Annotated in this window: 19 protein-coding genes; 9 read left to right on the top strand and 10 right to left on the bottom strand. The window is 64.4% G+C overall.

Translation table 11 applies throughout. From position 1 onward, the window contains the following. Positions 1 to 36 precede the first annotated feature (36 nt). The 4 genes from AB0M22_RS32700 to AB0M22_RS32685 all read right to left on the bottom strand — a co-directional run bounded on the left by AB0M22_RS32700 (position 37) and on the right by AB0M22_RS32685 (position 4,803). Positions 37 to 1,221, bottom strand: coding sequence for a serine hydrolase domain-containing protein (locus tag AB0M22_RS32700; RefSeq protein ID WP_364735111.1), 1,185 nt, complete (start codon positions 1,219 to 1,221; stop codon positions 37 to 39). Between the two features lie 18 nt (positions 1,222 to 1,239). Then, positions 1,240 to 3,453 carry an NACHT domain-containing protein gene (locus tag AB0M22_RS32695; RefSeq protein WP_364735109.1) on the bottom strand — a complete coding sequence of 738 codons (2,214 nt, stop codon included), beginning with the start codon at positions 3,451 to 3,453 and terminating at the stop codon, positions 1,240 to 1,242. A 343-nt stretch (positions 3,454 to 3,796) separates the two neighbouring features. Beyond that, positions 3,797 to 4,474 carry a VOC family protein gene (locus AB0M22_RS32690; RefSeq protein WP_364735107.1) on the bottom strand — a complete coding sequence of 226 codons (678 nt, stop codon included), beginning with the start codon at positions 4,472 to 4,474 and terminating at the stop codon, positions 3,797 to 3,799. A 38-nt stretch (positions 4,475 to 4,512) separates the two neighbouring features. Further along, entirely contained in the window at positions 4,513 to 4,803 is a 291-nt protein-coding gene (locus AB0M22_RS32685) for a GAD-like domain-containing protein (RefSeq protein WP_364735105.1), read from the bottom strand. Between the two features lie 242 nt (positions 4,804 to 5,045). Here AB0M22_RS32685 and AB0M22_RS32680 point away from each other — a divergent pair, with 242 nt between their 5' ends. Further along, complete coding sequence (locus AB0M22_RS32680) at positions 5,046 to 6,593, top strand: hypothetical protein (RefSeq protein ID WP_364735103.1); 1,548 nt, start codon at positions 5,046 to 5,048, stop codon at positions 6,591 to 6,593. Between the two features lie 272 nt (positions 6,594 to 6,865). Here the strand turns inward: AB0M22_RS32680 and AB0M22_RS32675 are convergent, their stop codons facing one another. Next, the gene (locus tag AB0M22_RS32675) at positions 6,866 to 7,453 is read right to left on the bottom strand and encodes a GrpB family protein (protein ID WP_364735101.1); all 588 of its coding nucleotides are present in this window, start codon (positions 7,451 to 7,453) and stop codon (positions 6,866 to 6,868) included. Between the two features lie 452 nt (positions 7,454 to 7,905). On the opposite strand from AB0M22_RS32675, the gene AB0M22_RS32670 reads away from it, so the two are divergent. Together AB0M22_RS32670 and AB0M22_RS32665 are read left to right on the top strand one after the other, a co-directional pair. Then, entirely contained in the window at positions 7,906 to 8,610 is a 705-nt protein-coding gene (locus tag AB0M22_RS32670; RefSeq protein ID WP_364735151.1) for a tRNA-dependent cyclodipeptide synthase, read from the top strand. Beyond that, complete coding sequence (locus AB0M22_RS32665; RefSeq protein WP_364735099.1) at positions 8,607 to 9,797, top strand: cytochrome P450; 1,191 nt, start codon at positions 8,607 to 8,609, stop codon at positions 9,795 to 9,797. Before AB0M22_RS32670 ends, AB0M22_RS32665 begins: the two co-directional genes overlap by 4 nt. Before the next feature lie 13 nt (positions 9,798 to 9,810). On the opposite strand, the gene AB0M22_RS32660 is transcribed toward AB0M22_RS32665, so the two are convergent. Then, on the bottom strand, positions 9,811 to 11,103 hold the full coding sequence (locus AB0M22_RS32660; protein ID WP_364735097.1) for a GAF domain-containing protein: 1,293 nt from the start codon (positions 11,101 to 11,103) through the stop codon (positions 9,811 to 9,813). A 186-nt stretch (positions 11,104 to 11,289) separates the two neighbouring features. Between AB0M22_RS32660 and AB0M22_RS32655 the strand changes: the two genes are divergently transcribed. Then, complete coding sequence (locus AB0M22_RS32655) at positions 11,290 to 11,928, top strand: DUF6461 domain-containing protein (protein WP_364735095.1); 639 nt, start codon at positions 11,290 to 11,292, stop codon at positions 11,926 to 11,928. Positions 11,929 to 12,035: 107 nt separating this feature from the next. On the opposite strand, the gene AB0M22_RS32650 is transcribed toward AB0M22_RS32655, so the two are convergent. Next, positions 12,036 to 13,175, bottom strand: coding sequence for an alpha/beta fold hydrolase (locus tag AB0M22_RS32650; RefSeq protein ID WP_364735093.1), 1,140 nt, complete (start codon positions 13,173 to 13,175; stop codon positions 12,036 to 12,038). Between the two features lie 142 nt (positions 13,176 to 13,317). Here AB0M22_RS32650 and AB0M22_RS32645 point away from each other — a divergent pair, with 142 nt between their 5' ends. Together AB0M22_RS32645 and AB0M22_RS32640 are read left to right on the top strand one after the other, a co-directional pair. Further along, complete coding sequence (locus tag AB0M22_RS32645; RefSeq protein ID WP_364735091.1) at positions 13,318 to 15,351, top strand: CocE/NonD family hydrolase; 2,034 nt, start codon at positions 13,318 to 13,320, stop codon at positions 15,349 to 15,351. 203 nt (positions 15,352 to 15,554) lie between these two features. Then, entirely contained in the window at positions 15,555 to 15,788 is a 234-nt protein-coding gene (locus tag AB0M22_RS32640; RefSeq protein WP_364735089.1) for a DUF2087 domain-containing protein, read from the top strand. A 34-nt stretch (positions 15,789 to 15,822) separates the two neighbouring features. Here the strand turns inward: AB0M22_RS32640 and AB0M22_RS32635 are convergent, their stop codons facing one another. Both AB0M22_RS32635 and AB0M22_RS32630 read right to left on the bottom strand, forming a co-directional pair. Beyond that, complete coding sequence (locus AB0M22_RS32635) at positions 15,823 to 16,278, bottom strand: hypothetical protein (protein ID WP_364735087.1); 456 nt, start codon at positions 16,276 to 16,278, stop codon at positions 15,823 to 15,825. Continuing rightward, positions 16,278 to 16,625 carry a GntR family transcriptional regulator gene (locus AB0M22_RS32630; RefSeq protein WP_364735085.1) on the bottom strand — a complete coding sequence of 116 codons (348 nt, stop codon included), beginning with the start codon at positions 16,623 to 16,625 and terminating at the stop codon, positions 16,278 to 16,280. The genes AB0M22_RS32635 and AB0M22_RS32630 overlap by 1 nt, the downstream gene beginning before the upstream one ends. 100 nt (positions 16,626 to 16,725) lie before the next feature. Here AB0M22_RS32630 and AB0M22_RS32625 point away from each other — a divergent pair, with 100 nt between their 5' ends. Continuing rightward, a complete protein-coding gene (locus tag AB0M22_RS32625) occupies positions 16,726 to 17,355 on the top strand; it encodes a hypothetical protein (RefSeq protein ID WP_364735083.1) in 630 nt (209 codons plus the stop codon). 202 nt (positions 17,356 to 17,557) lie between these two features. Here the strand turns inward: AB0M22_RS32625 and AB0M22_RS32620 are convergent, their stop codons facing one another. Continuing rightward, positions 17,558 to 17,995, bottom strand: coding sequence for a DoxX family protein (locus tag AB0M22_RS32620; protein ID WP_364735081.1), 438 nt, complete (start codon positions 17,993 to 17,995; stop codon positions 17,558 to 17,560). A gap of 188 nt (positions 17,996 to 18,183) precedes the next feature. On the opposite strand from AB0M22_RS32620, the gene AB0M22_RS32615 reads away from it, so the two are divergent. Together AB0M22_RS32615 and AB0M22_RS32610 are read left to right on the top strand one after the other, a co-directional pair. Next, the gene (locus tag AB0M22_RS32615) at positions 18,184 to 18,678 is read left to right on the top strand and encodes a hypothetical protein (RefSeq protein WP_364735079.1); all 495 of its coding nucleotides are present in this window, start codon (positions 18,184 to 18,186) and stop codon (positions 18,676 to 18,678) included. Further along, positions 18,675 to 20,486, top strand: coding sequence for an ABC transporter ATP-binding protein (locus tag AB0M22_RS32610; protein WP_364735077.1), 1,812 nt, complete (start codon positions 18,675 to 18,677; stop codon positions 20,484 to 20,486). The genes AB0M22_RS32615 and AB0M22_RS32610 overlap by 4 nt, the downstream gene beginning before the upstream one ends. Positions 20,487 to 20,505 lie beyond the last annotated feature (19 nt).

Here is a 20,505-nt window from a genome sequence, read left to right as displayed (position 1 = left end):
CGTCCGGCACGGACAACGCGCTTATCGAAGCCAGGCTCAGCCACAGAGCAAGTATGCGGCGAGGCGGCGCACCGGCGACATAAAGACCTGATCAGGCAGCAGGTGCAGCGGGTCGAGGCCGATGGTGCCTCCCGTGACGGATATGACGATATGCCGTCGTCGGTCTGCACTCGCGAAGAGGAGGGAGGCATATCCGGCGATCAGCCCGTCGTGCCCGAACCCGACACACCCGTCACCGAAGTCGACGCGCATCATCCCGAGCCCGTAACCCACCTCCACCAGATCGATTCCCCCAACGTTCACAGGTTGCGTGGTCAGCATCTGATCGACCGTGTCCGGCGCCAATACCTGTCCGCCAAGAACTGCTTCTAAGAAAGCGACCAAATCGGCAGTGGTAGAGATCATCTCACCCGATGCCCCAAGGTACGTCGGGTTCTGTAGGGTCACATCCAGTAGCGGTGAGCCTAACGGCAGAGCCGCCATGTAAGCGTGCGCATGCGGGTCGGGGACGTCGTGGCTGGCGTGCGGTGTCACTGTCTGACGAAGTTCCAGAGGTTGCAGAATTCGGTCGGCGATCTGCTGCTCATACGGTGTCCCAGTGACTGTCTCGATCACCATCGCCGCGAGGACATAGTTGGTGTTTGCATACCGTGATCGGGTGCCTGGAGTAAACAGCGGCGACTTCGACAGCGCGTATCGAACCAACTCTTCGGGCCGGTACTGGTGGTCGAAATCATAGGCAAGCTCCGGATACGGTATTCCCCGCGCATCTACATCACTGCTGAAATTCGCCACGCCGCTGGTATGATTGAGCAACATACGTATGGTGATCCGCGAGTCCAGTCCGAATTGCGGCAGATAGCGATCCACCAGATCGTCGAGCGCAAGTCGACGCTCGTCCACCAGTTGCAAAACCACTGTGGCGACAAACATCTTCGTGATACTCGCGATCCGGAACCGACCATCGGTGGGGACCGACTCGTCACTACCGAGAACTGCGGCTCCAGCAGAAGCCGTGGTATCCCCTCCGTCGTAATGAATCCGCACCTGAATCCCAGTGGCGCCCAATGCCAGAACGGCGTTCATGTGCTCCGCTATCGCATGGCCGTCGAGGGTGTCCGGTGTGGCTGTTGCCGGAACTCCGGCGAGCAGAATCGGCATAGCGATGACGGTGGCCACGAGGCGTAGCACAGTCCGGGCCCGCTTCGGTTCGGTCGTCATCGTGGGTCCTCACTCTGCTCAGTTGCGGAGATCTCGTGCCAAGTACCTTTGCAGTTCCGCATGCCGGAACTGGTAGATCGGTCCTACCGTACGTAGCAGACCCAGGCGGTGGGCGTCATCGAGGAAGGCCATGGTCCGGCGGGGCAATTTGCCGGTGAGCACGGCCCATCGAGTGGTTGTGACGAACAAGAACCAGGCACGTTCGCCGAACCAGACGACAAGTGTGAGGATGACACCACCGAACACGATGCAGTTGAACGGGGCCTTGATGAGGGTCCGGCGCCAGTCTTCTGGTCCGAAGGAATAGACCGCCCGGAACTCGTCGAGCCCATCGACTGGATTCGGAATGAACTGGCTGATCAGGCCATTCTGTATCCAGACCACCACGACCGACACCGGGTTGAGCAGCATCACGATCGGTGCCAGCGCAGCGAGCACGACCGGCAGAAGCGTCAGGTTCCGCGAATCACGGTAGCTGGCAGCAGGTGTTCGTGGCCGATCGTCGGCTGCCGGCGTTCGTAGCCAGGTCACGACGCCGAAGATCAGGGCTAGAGCCATGCCGGTGCCTATCGTGTATCCGAGCCAAGCTATGCCCCCGTACGCCCACCGGGAGCTCGACCCTTTCCACGGTTGGATCATGCCGCCGGTGAAGGCCAAGCCCAGTGGAATTCCCACCAAAAGGCCTTTCAGCATTTGGTTGCCGATTCGGCGCGCGGCGTCGGGGTCCCTCGTGCGTTTTCGGAAACTCACGTAGCCCGGCTCCAGGCTTCTCGTGCGTGAGGCCGGTGGCAGCAGGCCGAACACCAGTGTGGCACCCACCAAGCCGCAGATTCCGCTGAACACCATCGCCCACACCCCGATCCGATGCCGTTCCCCGAACAATGTGGTCAGCAAGGCGTTGTTGAAGCCGAGGTAAACACCTACCGGCACACCGATGACCAGGGCCATGATGGTCAGCCGCGCCGTTCGAGGGATTCCGGCGGGAATATCCCACCACCGAATATCGCTTCTGCCGCGCAGGTGGACCGCTAGATAACTGAGCCATCGACGGGCGTGCTCGGGTTCCCACTCATGATGTGGGCGTGCGGGATTGGCGCCGCTCGCGTCGGGCCTTCGTGTGCCGATCAAGGCGGGAATCAACGCGTCGAACAGATGCGCCCTCAGGGCTTCGGCATCGGGATGGACCGTGGGATCGATCAACCCAGCAGGATCGCGGCCAGATTCGATGTATACGGTGCGAATCAGCCACACGCCCAATGGTGTTCGGCAAACTGTCGCCAGGCGCCCCTCGGGGGTGTGATGTAGCTCCTCCAGTGCCGCGGCCCAAAGGCGGCGTCGAGTCGGCGATAGACAAACATCGAGATAGTCGGCCGCGGCTGCAGCCGAGAGTGGTTGCGCGGTGACGACGGCGGCCGCGGTGATGACGTCGGCTCTGGTAACTGCGTTGGCGTATTCGGCGGTCCTGCTGGTTAGGACGAGACCGTCGTCGGGCCCGAGTGACTGGTTGAGCTTGCGAAGCAAGGTGCGCTGGTGGTGTGCGTCGAGTTCGTCGAATCCGTCGATAATTGGCAAGATCATGTTCTGATCGACCAATTGTCGCGGGATCGTCTTATCGATCGCCGACAAGGTTGGGTAGTCCCGGACTATGCGGTCGATGTACCAGTCTCGCGGCTCTCGGAAGACGTTGCTGCCCCAACTATTCGCGCTCAGCAGCAGCGGAATCGGTTCGGTAGGTTCACGTTTCGCCAGCAGAACCAGCAGCAATTGCACCGCCAGCGTGGTTTTGCCCGATCCAGGCTCACCGAGTATCACCAGCCTCGGACGCTGCAGATCCGCGCGGAGTCGTACGACCATATTCTGGACATCATCGCTGCGGCCTTCGAAACTTGCCGCTCGACCAGGCGTCGCCCGGAAGACGAGGGCTCCATGGTCAGCGAGAGGCTCGGTATAGCTCCAGCACACCGGCATCGGGTGCGGATCGGCCAGCCCACGGCTCGCGGCCTCCCGCTGCCATTGCGCCGCAACAACGCCGGACAACTCCGATAACGCTTCCGACAATTGCTGATCACGCGGCCTAGGAGCAGCGACCGGGTACCGGGACAGGATCACCGCGCTAAGCGCCACCAATATCGACCCCACCGCGGCTGCGGAGCCGAAGGCATAGTAGCCGCGAACGACACCTATGACGGCCATCAACGCGGCTATGGCCAGCGTTGCGAAAAGCCACCGCACTGGTCGCATGCTCCCCACTGCAATCCCCCTGCGTCATCACGATCGCTGCACGACCCGGCCCTGCTCCAGTATGACCGAGGACACCGGGCGACTCAGCCAACTTCGGCTGCAACCCCGCCTGCTGCGCACCGCACCGCGCCTACGCCGGACACCGCACCCACACCTGCGGCACCACCGCCACCTACGTCAAAGCTGCGGCCGCCGATCTGTTCCAACAAGCCCTTACGCTGTCTCGCAAGCTCGGCAGCCAGCTCGTTGAGGCCAATGCCCTCCATCACCTTGGAATCGTGCGTCGCGAGACCGGACAGCGGTCGGGTATCGCGACTGAACAGATTCCGCCGCGTCAGAACATGTCCTGCCCAACCGGGTCGCGTCGGATCACGATCTCCTCGCCATCGCTGGTACGCACAGCGACTGCGTGTAACCCCGGTTCGCCGGGCACGAACCGCAACGGCAAGTGGTCGAAGGTCTCCGCGCCGATGTGGCTGCGGAACTGGTCGGGGTCACCGGACACTTCCAACCAGGCCACCCCGACCGCGACTGGGTCACCGACAACGACGCGGCGGGCAGGGTTCTTGTCTGGATCGTCCCGGTAGTACCAGTTCGGCAGGCCCTGCTGCCGAGCCCGCCATACTGCCTGCCCGGCAGGGGTGCTGGTGACCACCCGTTGGGTGCCGTCCGGTTCCGTCCGCCCTGGGACCACCTGGACCTCGCTGCCCAGTCGCCGAGCGACCTGCTCCAGCTCATCGAGGGTGTCTGCGCGCAGGCACCAGAACATCCAATGGTCCGCGCCGTCGCTGGTAGCGCGCCTGAACCACGACGACGCGGGGTCTGCGGATGCCTCGACGGCGCTCTCCACCTCTAGGTACATGTCCGCGCCCAACGGGAATATCCAGTTGCGTACGCCACCACCGGGAAACACCCCGCCTTCGTAGTTGCCGAATCCGGTCTGCTCGGCCAGCCTGCGTACGCCGTCGTCGAGATCGCTTACCCCGAGCGCGAAGTGGTCCAGATGAAACACAGCTACAAGCCTCCAACTCGAGTGAGCATGTCATCGCTCTAACACGTTACCCAGCAGTGGGTTTCGCCCAGTCGGAGCCGTTGTCCAGCGGCATAGTGGTGTAGCGAACAGATGTCGACTATCGGCTGCCCGTAGTGCGGGTCGCACACCCACAGCAGCCCGTCGCTGAACCCCGCGAACTCGACCGCACGCCACAACTCCAGCATCAGCTCCGGAAGCCGACCGCCGTACTCCGCGAAGCAGCTCTCCGGCACCGGACGTTCGTTACCGCACGATAGGCGGTGCGGGCTCAGGGCGCGGGAGGCGCGTTGGTGGAGTGGTTCAGCCATCCGGAACCGTCGCGGTGACGAATGTTTGACACCGACATGAGCCGCGAGGCACTACTCGGCACCAGCGATGGCGAGATGAGTGCTGAGTGCGGAAATCGTGTGTCTGCGAATGGCCGTGAAAATTTGACAGGCAGGAGGACGACAGACCAGTGGTGACCAGAACAGGGAAGTCGACAGCGATGCCCGGTGAAAACCGAGGCAGTGCCGGTCGGGCGGGGTGGGCCTGGCTGGGGGTTTTGGCTATGGGCGGTGCGTTGCTGCCGCTGAGTGTGCCGGGTACCGCCGCCGCGGCGGCGGACTGTCCGACCGAAGGCAGGTCGGCCGTGTGTGCGACCCCCGGCGAGTTCGGCTACACGGTTCCCCATGGTGTGAACAGAATCCTGATCACCGTCATCGGAGCCGGTGGGGCCGGGGACCCGGATGGGCTCGGTGGTGGGGCCGGGGCTGGGTTCAGTTGTAGCGTCAGTGGTCTGCGGGCCGGCACCGTGCTGGATGTGACGGTTCCGGCCGGAGGCAAGCAGGGCACGGAGCCCTCGACCTCCGGCCAGTTCACCGGCGGCGGGTCCGCTTCGGTGAGCTCCACCGCCGACGGCGTGGACGTCACCGCCTCCGGAGGCGGCGGCGGAAGGAGTCACACCGACGAAGGCGACTTTGGTGGCACCCTGCCCGACGACGACTCCGCTGACCAGGACGGCACCGCCCGTGCAGCCGGCGCCGGTGGCAGCCCGGGCACCTCGCCCACCTGCACCGCGACCGGTTCCGGGCTGACGGCCACCCTCGGTGCCGTCGCCACCAGCACGGCCGGGCACGCTGGTTCCTCCGATACCGAGAGCACCGGCGGGACGATCACACCGTTCGACTTCGCCCCCCAGTGCCCTCCGCTGGCCGGGTTCGGCGGCGCAATCGCCGACTCGGATCTCTTTGCCCCTGAAAGAGATCCCAAAGCCGGTCGGGACGGCTGCGTCGTGATCACCCCGGACGTGGCATGCGAGGTCACCGGGGACACGACCGCTTGCGTGGCCCCCGGGTCTACCCAGTACACGGTGCCCGCAGGAAAGACCTCGCTCGCCATCACGACCATCGGCGCGGGAGCCGGTGGCGGCGGTGGCGGAATCGGAGGTGACGGCAGGCGCGGACTGAACGAGAGTGACGGTGCGAACGGTCAGGGCGGTGCCGGCGGTGGTGCCGGAGCCGCGATTACCTGCACCATCACCGGTCTGCGCGCTGGGACCGTACTTGACCTGACCGTTCCCCAAGGCGGCGCCGGGGGCGGCATCGCCGGCAACGCCGGCGGTGAAGGCGGGCTCGGAGGCCAGGAGGCCACCGCGGTCTACGGTCCCGGCGGGGTGAGCGTGCTGAGCCCCGGCGGAGGCGGCGGAGGCGGCGGCTACACCGGCAAAGGCATTACCCCCGGTCGGGACGGGACCAGCGGAAGCCCTGACGGGCAAGGAGGCGGCACCCCCGGAACAGGTGGCACCGCCAGTCAGGAGTCCGTCGGCGGTGGCCCGGGCACCTCACCGACCTGCACCGCAACCGGCGACGGCCGGACAGCCACCCCCACGGTCTTCCCCAGCACCGCAGGTACCGCAAGCAACGCTCTCACCGCGGGCACCGGCGGGACAATCGCCGCACCAGCCGCCGTGACCACCGCCTGCGGCACCAACGGCACGGGTGGCGCCGGCGGTAGTGGCGGTAAGGGCGGTGTCGGTAGCCGCGGTAGCGTCCAAGGTGGATCTGGTTCGAACAGCGAGCCCGGAAAGCCCGGCTGCATCATGATCGTCGCATCCTGACACCGAACAACTCCCACTATCGGCGGGCAGCGCACCACCGTGCCTGCCGACTCGAACCCGCACCCCGATAGCACCCACCTCCCTGACCACCACACCGGATACACCGGTGTGGTGGTCAGGTTCTTCTCGTCGACACCGCTGGGCAACGGCGAAGATCTCCGGCAACCGCTACATCAGACCGTGCGGGGAATGAGCATTTGGTGGCCGACCAGTCCGCGGCCGGCCACCGTCCGCTCGGAACGCGCGTTTCGCGGCATGCCATCGTTCCCCGCCTAGAGCATCCCTGCGGCGCGGAAGAGCCGGTCGTAGATCGCGCGGATGGTCTCCTGCTTGCGTGCGTTGTAGTCCATGACATGCCCACCTCCGGGGACCGCCGCGCGTTTGGCTTCCTCGTACTGGGCGCGGTCCTCGGGATGGTCGCGCAGCCAGTCGCGGAACATGCGGTGCCGGATGACTTCTGGGCATTCCGGTCCGAACACGTGCAGGTTTACCCGAGGCTCGGCCAGCCTCATGCATCGGTGTTCGTGCCAGGACGGCTCCCGGACCGTGAGGATGTAGCCGATCCGGGCGAGCAGCGGAACGTACAGCTCCTCGTCGGATGGATCGGCGACCGTCAGATCGATGTCGATGACGTCCTTGGCGGCCAGTCCCTCGACGGAGGTCGACCCCACATGTTCGATATCCACCACCACCGGGCCGAGCGTCGCGCGGATCTCGGTCGCCACGGCCTGGTAGCGGCGCGGCCACTCGGGGTCGTAAGCAACGATCGAGACCGTCTCCGGTGGTGGGGGTCCGTTCACCCAGGGGGTCTCGGCGGGGTCCGGGTCGTGGTGTCGGGTGATCTCCTCGAAGGTCGGCACATGTCCCAACGTAGCAATGGCCGGCCTCGGTCTTTGCGCGCAGACGCAACTCTACGGCGTGGACTGCCTTCCCTCGCTGTGTCCGGGGGCGGAACCTGGTTCGGCATCATCGCCCGCGGCAGAAGGTGAAGTCTTCTGTAATCACATACGGCGCAGGATATTTCGATGCCGTCACGGCACGCGCGAAGGTGAAGACAGCCGGGTTCGGAACTGTGCGATCATGAGAATTCGGCACGCGAGTAGGCTGTCCGTATTGGACCTCTCACCGTTGCCGAGGCTCGGTGGATGCCGCGAGGATCAAAGGACTCGTGAGCGACGCAGGGGCCCGGGGACAACGGCGTGCACCACTGCCTCGGCAGCGCGGGAATGAGCGGGTAATTCGGTAGATCACCTTCGGCGAAAGGCGCGCAATCGTGACGTCGGCAACGCTCTCCAGATCTGCAACAGAATCAATGAAACCCACTGTCCAGCAAGGCTTTCTGGTCCAGCCCTTTACTCGGCACTGTCAAATCGTCCAGCACGACGGTGATCACGCCGTCATCGGTGTGTCGCCGGGAAACAGCTACTTCTCCGGTCAGCGAATCCGCGACCTCGCGAGGTGGGGTCTGGCGCACTTCGGCCGGGTCGACATCGTCTACACAGATGTGTATGTGGCCGAAATGTTCTCGGCCATGGGCTATTCCGAGCCTGATGCGCGCCGCAAGGCGGACAAGAACATTCGCGGTGTGCGTGCGAAAATTGTTGCGGCCGTAGATGATATGGATCCAGCGCGAAAACGCCTGTCCGCGAAGGCGATGTCGGAATTCCGGTCCAACCAAGCGTATCGGGACCTGCACGCGGATCTGCTCCGGCGATCGGCCGATGACGAGGAATTCCGTACGGTGTGTGCGGAACTGGTGGCGCGGTTCCTGTCGTCGAAAGCTCAGGATGGGGTCGCGCCCACCCCGCGCCAGCACGAGGTGTGTCTCGATTACATCCGCGCCGAGGTCCCGCTGTTCCTGGACACGCCCGCGATCCTCGGAGTGCCGTCGTCGCTGAACTGCTATCACCAACTGCTGCCCATGGCCGAACTGCTGTATGCGCGCGGATCCGGCCTTCGCGCGTCCCGCAATCAGGGACACGCCATCGTTACTCCCGTCGAAGGAGGCGCCGCATGACGACCGTCGACACATCGCTCGCTTTCCCGTTCTCCGCCCGTGGCGACCGAATTCCCCCTCAGGTCAACGCCCTTCGCGAAACCACGCCCGTCCGCAAGGTACGCACCATCGCCGGTGACGAGGCCTGGCTGGTGAGCTCCTACGCCCTGTGCAAGCAGGTTCTGGAAGATCGCCGGTTCTCCCTGAAGGACACCTCGGCACCCGGAGTGCCCCGCCAATACGCCCTCACCATCCCACCCGAAGTGGTCAACAATATGGGCAACATCACCGGTGCGGGTCTGCGCAAGGCGGTGATGAAGGCCCTGAACCCGAAATCGCCTGGCCTGGAGGAGTTTCTGCGAACCACGGCGACGAGACTGGTCGACACTCTCGTCGCCGAGGGTGCTCCCGCCGATCTACGCAACGATTTCGCCGACCCGTTCGCGGCCGCACTGCACTGTCGAATCCTCGGCATTCCGCAGCAGGATGCGCCGAGGCTGATGCGCAGCCTGCACATCGCGTTCATGAACTCCGCGGAGCCCATCGCGGCCGCCGAGCTCAACTGGAATCGGGATATCGCGTACATGGTCGAGCGCCTCGACGACCCGGCCACCTCGGGGCTGATGGCCGAACTCGCGGCATTGCGCGACGATCCGGAACATTCGCAAGTATCGGAGCAAATGCTGGCCACCGTCGGGGTCACCCTGTTCGGCGCCGGCGTGATCTCCACCGGCGGATTCCTCACCATGGCACTGGTTTCGCTCATCCAGCATCCGGAACTGAAAGCCCAGTTGCTGGCAGACCCGTCGTTGATTCCTGCCGGAGTGGAGGAGTTGCTGCGGATCAACCTGTCCATCGGCGATGCGCTGCCGCGACTGGCGACCGAAGACGTCGAGCTCGGTGACGTCCAGATCGGCAAGGGCGAATTGGTGCTGGTACTGGTGGAAGGCGCCAACTTCGATCCCGACGCCTTCCCCGAACCCGAGACGGTCGACCTGAATCGGCCAAACGCCAGCGCGCACTTATCCTTCGGCGGCGGTCAGCACTTCTGCCCGGCCACCGCGCTCGGCCGCAGACACGCCCAAATCGGCCTGGAAGTGCTCCTGGACCGCATACCGGGCTTGGATCTCGCCGTGCCCAGCGACCAACTCGTCTGGCGCACCCGTTTCATGAAACGGATCCCGGAGCGCCTACCTGTGTTGTGGTAGCCGCCGATAGCGGTCAGCGTTTGACATAGGCCGCCAGCCCGCCGAGTTCTTCGCTCGCGATGAACACCGACCGCACGTTGAGGATGGCTTCCTCGACGTGCGACGTGCAGCCCCAGGCGGCGTCGCCCCACGAATCGGCGACCTTGAGTTCGGCCGGCGCGGAGCATCCGTCCGGCCCGCCGAGCTGGCAAAGATCGGGGTGCGGCGCCGCGGCCTGCGCCTCGGCCGCGGCGCGCATCCGTGCGGTGAGTTCGGCGGCGGCTTGGGCGCGTTGTTCGGCCTCGGCGCGCAGCTTGTTCTCCGCGCGTAGCGCTTTGGTCAGTTCGTCGCGGGCCGCCTCGGCCTGCGCTTCGGCCGCGGCCTTGGCCTGTTCGATGTGGTGGCGTTCGATGGCCAGCGACGCGGTATCGGCGAAGACGCGGGCGAGGGCAAGGTCGCCGTCCTGCGGGACACGTGGGCTGCGGTGGTACATGGCGAACGTGCCCAGCAGGCTTCCGTCGCGGGCCAGGATCGGCGTCGACCAGCATGCGGCCAGTCCCGCCTGTCCGGCCAACTCCCGGAAGTCGTCCCAGAACGGATCGGTGCCGATATCGGTGACGATGACCGGTTCGCGCCGGTGCGCGGCAGTGCCACACGAGCCGACACCTTCACCGGTGGCGATCCCATCGATGGCCTGGTTGTAGAAGTCGGGCAGGCTCGGGGCGGCGCCGTGCCGCAGGTGCCGACCGTCGCGATCAGCGAGCAGCACCGAGACAAGAACCTGCTCAGGCGCGAGATCCTCGATACAGCGCGCCATCCCGTCGAGCACCTCGGCCAGGGGCGCCTGGCGGGCGATCTGCTCCACCAGCGCACGCTGTTCGGTCATCAACCGCTGGGCGTGCCTGACCTGAGTGGTCTCCACGCCTATCATCCAGATCCCGGTCACGATGCCCGCACCGTCGCGGCGCGGCTCGTAGGTGAAGTCGAAGACGGCCTCCCGCGCGTACGCGCCGGAGCCCAGCACGATCGCGACATCCCGGCCGGTGTAGGGCTCGCCAGTGCGGTAGACCTGGTCCAGCACAGCGGTGACACCCTGATCGACCAGCTCTGGCGCAAGCTCGGCGAGCGGGAGCCCACTGCGCGCGCGTTCTACACCGATTGCGGCGAAGAACGCAGGATTAGCGGTCTCCACCACATGCTCGCGCCCGGCGAACGAGGCGAAAACTGCGAGGGACTGCCCGAACAACGCGCGCAGGTCCTGCTCCACCGTGTACTCGGCAACTGCCGGAACCTCGCCGATCGGCCGTTGGCCGGATACCGCCGTCATGGTATGACTCGCCTCTCCTGGGGGATACGGGCAATGATCACCCCATATCAGCGGGGAACCAAACCAGGCGAACGCTACCGGGTCGGCAACTGTCCTGACCATCATTCGCACCCGTCCCGCGCGCTGGCCGGTGACGCGGGCGATGATGAACCCGACACGAACATGGTTCCGATAGGCGAGGACAGTATGGCTACACCCGGATTTCTGCCGAATTCGCTTGACCCCGAAGGTGTTCCGTTGTGGATCAGCGGGCTGGCGAGCGACGATCCCAATCACTGCGTGCATGTGGTCCGTGGACTCGAACCCGCCGCGGCACTCGAGGCGCTAGGAGCCAAGGCGCGCCTGTTCCGGCCGTGTGAACTTCCAGCAGACAAGCCGGACGAGTGGACCTCCCTGCCGGCGGCGGCACTCGGCACCGAGCGAGGCGACACCGCGACGCTGCTGGCGGGGCGGGTCGGCGAATGGACCTTCATCTATGACGATTTCGGCGCCACCGAAGACGGGGCGGTTCTCTCGGCCGACGGTCGCGTAGCCGCGACGAGCTACTTCTCCATCAATGCCGACGCGAGCCTGATCTACTACGCCGACGGAAACGAAATTGCCTGGATCAACGTCGACGACCTCGAACTCGACACCGACCTGGCCGACCTACCCGACGAACTGCGCGCGGCGTTCGAAGCGGCCGGCACCGTCGACCACGACTACCTCGACCCGGGCGAGGCCGATTTCGCCATCGGCCTCCGCGCGATCAGCGCACTCGCAGGCATCCACTACACCCTCGACGACCTACGCCAAATCCCATTGCTGGTCACACCTTTCGGCTGAATCGGACGCTCAATTACCCCGGCGGTCGCCGCATAGGTTCAACTCGACTTGATCACTCGGGTCGGTCGACAGAGCGACGCACCGAGGAGGTCCGGATCGTGGTCTCGTCAGAACGGTGGCTGTGGCAGCGTCAGGTGACAGACCGGCTGCTGAGCGTTCTCTGGATCGAAAGCGTTGCGTACCAACCGGATTGCCATGTCGTTGTAGGGGAACCCGGTGTGCCCGGAGTAGTCTTCGGCGCAGACGTCTTCCATCCGAATCATTGTCACGTTCGGACCGTGCACCTCGCCGCCGTTGGCGGCAATGAGGGGGACGAAGCGTTCCCGAATAACGGTGTAGGACACCGACGGAACCGTCAGTCCGCCCGCGATGGCTTCCTGAACGAAGGGGCCGTTCGGGTCATACGACTCCCGGAACGGGGCCAGTGGATAGAGTGGTCGTTGGTCTATTTCGTCGGAAAGTCCGAAGTTGTCTGTGCCCCAAGGCGTACCGTCGAACCCGATGTAGTGGTGGACATTTACCGCGCCGCCACCGTGTTTGATGTAGTAGAACCCGATGATCGACGCCTGTGAGTAGCCCAGCAGATCGACCTTCTGGGCGCCGGTCTGTTCGAGTACCGCGTCCACGAATCGACTCAGGGTCGCGGCGAACACGTATGGGCTGCTGGTTTGTGCAAGCGGTACGCCGGGATATTGATAGCCGCTGGTAAAGGTGAAGACGCACGCTCCGTCCGCGATGAGCGCCGGTGCCATCCGGGAGTACACGGCGTAGCTGGTTTCGATCAGCCCGGGGACCAAGACGATCGGGAATGGCCGCGCCGGCGTCGGTCGGCACGCCGGATCATTGGCGCCCATTGGCTGTGTCTGCGGTTGTGCCAGGCTCAGCGCCTGCGCTTCGAACCAGGTCTGTTGAATCGGCCCGTCGCCGCGTTCGAACGAGAAGCCCGCCCCGCCGGGCGCGGCGTAGGCCTGCGGTGTTGCCGCTCCGATCGGCGTTATCGCCAGACCGGCAATCGCCAATGCCAGTGCAACGACACTGTTGCGCAATCTGCCCAAGTCTCGCGCATCGCCGATCATCGATGTCCTCCATGAATCATGAGTAGCGTCGAGGTGGAAATTCGTTGCAATTGAGAACCGGTCCATTTGCAGGATAACGTCTACGGCATCGGGCGGTAGCGGCGAATCCGGTGAATTAGATAAAAGCATGTGCAGCAGGGGAATGTCATTGACATTATGCCAGTATGTCATGGCAACCTGTCGGGCATATGCACAATCACGCGCACAGTCGGGTCGACGACTGGAAAATGTTAATCGACTATCTCCGTTTGCTCTGTTAGTGTCCGCTCGTTGCTGTTTTGCCGCACATGGTCTTGAGCTCAGGGAGAAACTTGTGACTCGTAGATATCCGTCGATATTTGCCGTGTTCGTGACATCGGTAATCATTGCGCTCATCGCGAATCCGGTCTCGGCACAAGCAGATCCGACAGGCGGAGCCGATGGTGCGCGGTGGCGGGAGGTTCACGACACCGACATGATTTATCCCGAGGTCAACGTCCAGTGGGACGTGCCGATTCGAATGAGCGACGGCACGATCTTGCAGGCCAACATCTATCGGCCTGCGAATGCCGATCGCACTCCGGTGAACGTCAAAATGCCTGTAGTGCTGAACATGACGCCCTACACCAAGCTGCTGTCGGCGATCGCCGGGGCTGCGGTAGCGAATCCGATACTGTTGCCATTTGCCGAGCAGGTGATATCGATGGTCGATCTCTCCGGCACCCCGATCGATGGCGTGGATGATCTTGCGGGAGCGATCACATCCGGTCAGATCCGCACCTTCGGGGCCGATTTCAACTTGGTGCGTAGCGGGTATACGCAAGTGGTGGTCGATGTCCGCGGGACCGGCTTCTCCCAGGGCTCCTGGGACGTAATGCGGCAACGCGAACAGCAGGACACCCTGGAGACCATCGATTGGGCATCGAAACAGGAATGGTCGAACGGTGCTGTCGGAATGTCCGGCTCATCATACTCGGGGATCAATCAGATCTATGCGGCAAACAAGAACCCGGCGGCACTCCGGGCAATATTTCCGGTGGCCCCGGGCGGAGACCTCGCACACTCGATCATGTTGGCCGGTGGCGCTCTCGGCACCGTAATCGTCCCCGGGCTGATACTGGGCGTCAATGCCGCAAAGATGATTCCGAATGTGGCATCGATGTTGAACGGAACCTTCGATTGGAAATGGCTCAGCGACCGGATCGAAAACCCGGTGCCCTTTGTTCCGCTGTTGATTCAGGCGCTGACCCAGCCGAGTATGACCGATATGCCACCCGAACTGGCAGCCCTGTACACTGCGGACGGCCCCGCTCGGCAGGCTTATCAAGACCATGCGGACAAGATCACGACTCCCACTTTTATCTTCGGCGGTTGGTTCGACCTGTTTGCCTACGATGAAGTAGAGATGTTCCAGAAGATTCCCCTCGCGGGCGGTAAGAAGCAGTTGCTGATGGGCGAGACCTACCACTTCACCGTCGGTGCGGGCAGGCGGAATATCGGGCCCGGCCATCCGCCCAGGGTCGAGGTGCTACAAAGAGCGTGGTTCGACAAGTGGCTCAAAGGAATTGACAACGGTATCGATGAATACGGGCCCGCGACCTTGTACCAGCAGGGCAACGGTTGGACCACCGCAACCGATTTCCCTCGTCCGGGATCGGATTATCAGCGAATGTATCTGTCGGACCAGCCATCTGGCACTGCGCCGACGGCGTTGCGTGATGGAAGCTTGCAGGGCGCGCTGTCGGGTAGTAACGGCCGACTGACAGTGGCGCCTGGACTGACGACTCTGTGTTCTCGCGATGCCGCACAACAGACAGCCGGTGCCGTAGCGATCCTGGCGTTCTGCGCCAAGGATTCACGGATCGCCGAATCGAATGCACTTACCTTCACCTCGGGCCCGGTGACACAGGCTACTCAGATCAGCGGCGCGGTGAACGTCAGACTCAACACGGTCCTCGACGCGACCGATGGCTACTGGGCGGTGACACTCAATGATGTTGCACCTGATGGCACTTCACGACAGCTCACGTCCGGGCAGGTGGTGGCGTCGCTGCGCGCCTACGATCCGGATCGATCCAAGTTCGCGCCGAACGGTGATGTCGTCGACCCGTACACTTACCTGACCCTGGACAAACGACTGCCACTGGTGCCGGGCCAAGCGACTGGAGTGGACATCGGCCTGCTGGGAACAGACGCACTGCTCGAACCAGGGCACAGGCTGCGGGTCGATGTCTACGCGATGAACTTTCCCAAAGGGTTGACCCTCCCGTCGTTGCTGAGCGAGTCTCAGCTCAGGCCCCAGCACATTCAGCTGGATCCAGCGAACCCGAGCTATATGACGCTGCCGTCATCAGTGCCGCTGCGTTGACGCCGATGACATCGTGTCCTCCGGCCACTCATCGCTTCGCCGTCGTGTGACCGGTCGAAATACGGTTGCGGCGGTGCGAGTGGCCGCGTGACACCGGGTGCATGAGTGAGGCGAAGGTGACGGTTCGACCGCGCCCCGATGGCGGCAGCGGTAGTGATGACCCGGCTATCGATAGTCTCTTTCGTGGGGGCCGGTTGGTGTCGATGCCATCACTGAAGTCCCGTCGTCGCGCGTTGCGGGAGATGCTGCTCAGCCACATTGCCCGCACTCGTTTCGAGCGGGATGTCGTCTACACCGAGGGCCAGGTCAACGAGCGTCTGGCAGCAATCTTCGACGACTACGTCGCGCTCCGCCGCTATCTGGTCGTATCCGGCCGCCTCGACCGCACCCGCGACGGTGCCCGCTATTGGCTACCTGGCGCTGAGCAGTCCGGCTAGTCGGCCCTCGATCTAGGGCACAAGCGCCGTCGTTTTACGGTGCGATACCCATCGCCCACATCGCGGCGGCGGGTTCTGGCATCGAGATGGTGATGGTGCGGCCGCTGGTCAAGCGCAAACGCAGTGCGGGGCCAAGTTTCGGGAGGAGGAACAATCCGCGTTTTCTTCTCCAGAACACACCGGGGGTGGCTGGCAGCTCCATTGTCGAAAGGATCATCTCGGCGTGGGTGATGCTTGCGCGGGCAACCCGGACGCGCGGTAGGCCGAAGGGGCCGAGACTCACCGTCAGGCCTGCGGGGCCGGCAGTAACGCGCTGGCTTATCGCGGCCACGCTCATTGCGAGATTGACAAGCATGCCGACAACGAGGATGGAAAGCGCCCATAGTTCAGGGCCTAGCCAAAATAGGATGCTCTGGCTGGCGAGGAGGGAAATGTTGAACCCGAACATCGACCAGTTCGTGACGCGGCAGGTGTAGACCGTAGCGGGCATTACATCAACTCCTCGATCAAACCGAGCACCTCGGCCTTGCTGTAACCGTTGGCACGTGCGGACTCGATCAATTGGCGGACAGCCTGCTCTACCGGCGCCGAGGTGGGCGCAGTGGCGGTGACCCGGACGCCTCGCCCACGCCGGAAATCCACGACCCCCTCCTCCCGTAGCCGCCGATACGCGGCCAGGACAGTATTGCGGTCGACGGACAGCGCCTCCGCCAATTCCGTTGCAGGAGGCAACTGTTCGTTGACCGACAGCTCCCCGCTGGTGACCGCACGCCGAACACACGCCGCGATCTGGTCTTGCAGCGACACTCTGGAGGTCTGTTCGATGTGCCACAACATGGTGCTAATGAAAGCAGATCGTGGGCGCGACGACAGACGGTATTCGCTCGAGTTTGGTTGACTGGGAACAGGTTTGGGTGGCGAGTCGAGGGAGCATGCGATGGATGGCAGGGCCGACAACCTGGTCGCCTCAGGTCAGCAGGCGATGACACCGTTCGACGACATCTACGATCAGCCTGATCCGCGCGCTTACTTCCGCGCGCTGGCGGCTTACGAGTACCGCACGCCGCATCACGCGCAACGGATCTTCCGGCGCGCGGTCGCCGCCAGAAGGGCTCGAACCGCGGATCCGACAGTGCTCGACATCTGCTGCTCCTACGGCATCAACGCGGCTCTGCTCAACTACGACCTGACGTTGAATGACCTTTACGCGCACTACCTTTCCCCACAGGCAGCCGCGCTCACGACCGCTGAGCCGATCGACTGGGACCGGGTCTTTTACACGGCACATCGACGACCCGACGCGGTCCCGATCCTCGGACTCGACATCGCCGCCAACGCCTTCGCCTACGCGCGGGCAGTGGGCCTCCTGAACGAGGGCTTCACCGAGAATCTGGAGACTTCCGCGCCCATCGCGGCACTGCTGGAAGCCATCCGCCGCACGCAGCTGATCACCATCACCGGCGGACCAAGTTTCCTGTCCGCCAGCACCTTTCACCCTCTGCTCCCCAGGGCAAGGAGTCGGAGGGCTACTTCCACTCCGCACTACACCTGTCCCGTCCGGCGGTAGATGCGAGCAGGCATCCGGTTACGGATCTGGTAGCCGACGCCGAGCCGGTCTAGTCACGACGGCGGCCATCTGGTGCAGTGCCCGATGCCGCACCAGATGGCCGCTGGATCGGTCGTCGCCAACCCGACGGGCGACCGGTCCGGGAACGCACGAATCGGCGGCCGGTGTGGGTTACCGGTCGCCGGTCGTGCTCAGGGATGTGTCACTGCGAGAACGTGTTACGCAGGTCGGTGAGGGTGGTGCGGCGTTCGTAGGCGATCCAGGCGAAGATCGCGGCGAGGACCAGGGGGAAGATTCCCATCGCGGGCTGGCCGACCAGGAAGGCCTGGGACGCGGCGGCGAGGACGGTGAGCACCGACAGTCCTGCGGCGGCGAGGGCGCTGAGGCGGGGTACGAGCAGGCCGATTCCGCCGGCGACTTCGGCGATGCCGATGAAGATGAGCAGGCCGAAGGGGATGGTCAGGTTCGCGGGGGCGTTTTCCATCAGGGTGTTCGGTATGAGGAGTTTGGGGCCGCCGGAGGCGACGATGAAGAACAGGCCGAGCACGATTTGCAGGGTCCACAGGACGCGGTTGCGGACCTTGCCCGGACGGTAGGTGGCAGCGGTGGCAAAGCTGGCGGTGGGGTTTGCGGTGGTCATTGTTGTGGTCCTTGTCGTTGGTCGCGCTGGGTTGGTAGCGCGTTCAAGGGATTAGACGGAGCACCACCGCAGAACTCATCGCTGCCCGCAAAAAGTTTTTCGACCGGGTCGCACATCGGCAGGAGACCGACGCGACACCTAGCCGGATACCGATGTCGGCGACCTACCTATTCGCCGATGCTGCTCCCATGCCCTACGTTGTCGCCGCCGTTGTCGTGCTCGCTGTCCTGGTGGTTCTCAATCTGCTGCTCACCTTTGCCGTGCTGCGGCGCTTGCGGATTCACGAGGAGCGGCTGGCGACGGCGGGGGCGCCTCGGCCGAGTGACCGGGATGAACTGATCGGGCGGCAACTGCCGCAGTTCGCGGGCGCCGGGGCGAATCGGCTCGTCGCGTTCTTCTCCGCGGGCTGCGCGCCCTGCGTGGAACAGGCGGCGGAGTTCGCGCGGCATCCCGACGCGGACCGGGTGGCGATTCTGGTGCTGGGGTTGGCACCGGAAACCGAGCGGGAGCGCCTGCGCACAGCGCTCGGCGACGCGCCGACTGTGATCGGCGAGCCGGCCGGCGATGCGCTGGCGGGGGAGTTGGGCGTGCACTCGTTCCCGCAGCTGTTGCTGCTGGATGAGTCCGGAACCATTGTGGCGGCGCGACATTCGCTCGCCGCGCTGGCCGCGGGTGTTTCGTGACGGTGTGGTCGCGGCTGCGCGCCGCATGGCGGCTGTGCTGGGCGACCGGCCGCGGACTCACCCTCGTCCAGGTCGTGATCACGCTCATCGGCGGATTCCTGGCCTCGGCGGTGACCTGGTCGACCAAGTTCATGATGGACGGCCTCGCCGAACACGGACCCGCGCGGCAGTTGATCGCGGCGGTGTCGGTGCTGGCGGTGGCGGGGCTGCTCGGCGCCTGTGAACCGCGGGTCGCGGAATACGTTCGGGCCGAACTGAATCGGCGCGCCTACCTGCTGATGAACGACCGATTGTTCACTGCCGTAGGCGAATTCCAGGGGTTGGAGCGATTCGAGGATCCACGGCTGCTCGACCGCATCCGCTCCGCGCAGCAGAGCACCTCGAATGCCGTGGCGCCCGCGACCACCGGATTGTTCTCCGCGGTGCGCGATCTGGTGTCGCTGGTCGGGCTGCTCGCCACGGTGTATCTGCTGGCGCCGGTGATGGCGCTGATCCTGGTGCTGTCGGCGGTGCCGGTGTTCTTCGCCCAGCTGTCGCTCTCGCGCCGGTTCGCCGGGATGTTGGACACGATGTCGGCGTCGAGCCGGCGGCAGTTCCAGTTGAGCGCGCTCAACAGTGATGTGCGGGCAGTCAAGGAGATTCGGCTCTTCGGCCTCGTCGACTTCTTCCGCGAACGGGTGCTCTCGACGATCGTCACGACGAATCACGCTCAGCGCGAACTGGATCGGCGGCAACTGCGGGTGCAGGCCTCGCTGGCCGCGCTCGGCAGCGTGATCGGCGCGGGCGGGCTCGCGTGGGCGGTGTACGCGGCGAGCCGCGGCAGGTTGTCGATCGGCGATGTCTCCGCCTTCGTCACCGCGGTCGCGGCCACGCAGGCGGCGCTGTCCGGTCTGGTCACCAAGATCAGCGGGGCGCATCGGGGGCTGCTACAACTGGATCACTATGTGCGCGTGGTGAATATGCCGCCGGATCGGCCCGCACCCGCGCTGCCCGCGGCCCTGCCCACCCTCAGCTCGGGTATCGAGCTGGTCGACCTCTGGTTCCGCTACGACGAGTCGCAGCCCTGGGTACTGCGTGGCCTGGATGCCCGGATCGAGCACGGTGAGCTGCTTGGCCTGGTCGGGCGCAACGGGGCGGGCAAGAGCACGCTGATCAAGCTGCTGTGCCGCTTCTACGAGCCCGATCGCGGGGCGATCCTATGGGACGGGGTGGACATTCGCGATGTCCCGATCAAGGAGTTGCGGCGTCGGCTCGGCGTCCTTTTCCAGGATTTCATGGAATACGACCTCACGGTTGCCGAGAATATCGGCATCGGTGATCTGCCCGCGCTTTCCGATCAGCGTCGAATCGAATGGGCAGCGGCCGAAGCCGGTGTGTCGGAGAAAATAGCGACGCTGCCGCATGGTTATGGCACCATGCTCAGTCGAATATTTTTCAAGGAGACCGACAAGAATGACGCGGAGCACGGCGTCACGTTATCCGGCGGGCAATGGCAACGCATTGCCATTGCCCGCACATTCATGCGCGACGACCGGGAACTACTGATATTGGACGAGCCGGGTTCCGGCCTCGACGCGGAGGCCGAGCATCGAATACATCGGCGACTGGAAGCACATCGGACGGGCCGGACGAGTGTGCTGGTCTCGCACCGGCTCGGTGCGGTGCGAGACGCCGATCGGATTCTGGTGCTGGATGAGGGCCGGATCGCCGAGCAGGGCACGCACGCGCAGTTGATGGCGCTGAACGGGCAGTATGCGCACATGTTCACGGTGCAGGCGCAGGGCTACGTCGGCACCCGCGCGGGGTGACGAACCCCCGGTCCGGCGA

The sequence above is a fragment of the Nocardia sp. NPDC051756 genome (genome assembly GCF_040681495.1).
Taxonomy (GTDB): Bacteria; Actinomycetota; Actinomycetes; order Mycobacteriales; family Mycobacteriaceae; genus Nocardia.
The sequence above is the reverse complement of the archived record's forward strand: the minus strand, read 5'-3'. Positions and strand labels throughout refer to the sequence as shown.